1 protein-coding gene and 1 pseudogene are annotated in these 1,115 nt (G+C 61.3%); one reads left to right on the top strand and one right to left on the bottom strand.

Going from position 1 to position 1,115, the window contains the following annotated elements:
- Positions 1 to 137: 137 nt before the first annotated feature.
- Positions 138 to 524 carry a hypothetical protein gene (locus B8460_RS21300; protein WP_148360712.1) on the top strand — a complete coding sequence of 129 codons (387 nt, stop codon included), beginning with the start codon at positions 138 to 140 and terminating at the stop codon, positions 522 to 524.
- 361 nt (positions 525 to 885) lie between these two features.
- Here the strand turns inward: B8460_RS21300 and B8460_RS18965 are convergent.
- A pseudogene (locus B8460_RS18965) lies at positions 886 to 1,115 on the bottom strand (ABC transporter ATP-binding protein); the annotation flags it as partial.

Here is a 1,115-nt window from a genome sequence, read left to right as displayed (position 1 = left end):
CTGTCAGCTACTGGTTATGAGTCCGAGCCCTAGACACTGCATACGGACTCTGTTTCAGAAATTGCGTTTCGCATTGCCTGCTCGAGGCGCAGCGGCGGCTAGGACATGACAAGCGATGGGAGCACGTCCGACTCCACGTGGTGTTGGAGTCGGGCCACAAGCACGCGGGCGATGCCGAGCGGATCTTCAACGAGATCAAAAAGGACGCTGCCAAGGTAAGCAGTCATACCCTGGCAACGCTGACTTTCGCCGGCAAGGAAGAATGCGCCCCGCTCATGGTGGGAGATATGTTGTCTCACACGGTCTGGTCCATGGATCGGACGCAACGAGAAGAAAGTAGCCCTCCCGAAAAGTTCTTCGGCGACAGCCACCGCCGACGATCCAACATCACACACATCACATTTCGTCCAGGCGGTCTCGCAAATGTCCGGCAAGCGCTCATCGATGCCGGCACCAGCCGTCATCGGCCTGTCAGTGTGCCTTCTGAGGCTCCGGCGCACGCGTCTTCTCGGGAGAATAAATGACGAGCTCAAACGCTCGTTCAGCGCAGCGGGAGAATCCTGCAATCCGAGCATGCGGGCAGCTTCCACCGAAGTGCGGCGCCGTCGTTGTGGCCGTCCAGATCAGGCTGTCCCTATCAAGGACGAGCGACGGGCTGGCCCGACGTAAGTTCCTTCCTGCTTGATGATCGCGTCTCGGTTATTTATAGGCTCACGGAGCGGCTGGACTAACCATGTAATCGGTAGGCTTTTGCGTTCACGCCGCTCTTGGGACAGGCCTCACCAGTGATCCAAAGCTGGCTCTCCAAGTAGGCCAAAGCAGGCTATATCATCGCTTCCTGCGCCGCCGCCGGTCAGCGCGCGTGCCCTGCCCGCGTCGCGGCCTCTAGTGGATTGCCGCGTACATGATCCTGTCCTCGTCGGCGTCGGCGGCGTCGAACTCGGCGACGATGCGGCCGAGGCGCGCGACGAGGATGCGGTCGGAAATCGCAAGCACCTCCGGCAGGTAGGACGAGATGACCACCACGGCCTTCCCCTCGTCCGCGAGGGCGCGGATCTGCGCGTGGATTTCCGGGATCGTGCCGACATCGACGCCGCGCGTCGGCTCGTCGAAGA

Origin of the sequence: Acidisphaera rubrifaciens HS-AP3 (assembly GCF_000964365.1) — a bacterium.
In the GTDB taxonomy this organism is placed as follows: domain Bacteria; phylum Pseudomonadota; class Alphaproteobacteria; order Acetobacterales; family Acetobacteraceae; genus Acidisphaera; species Acidisphaera rubrifaciens.
The sequence above is the reverse complement of the archived record's forward strand: the minus strand, read 5'-3'. Positions and strand labels throughout refer to the sequence as shown.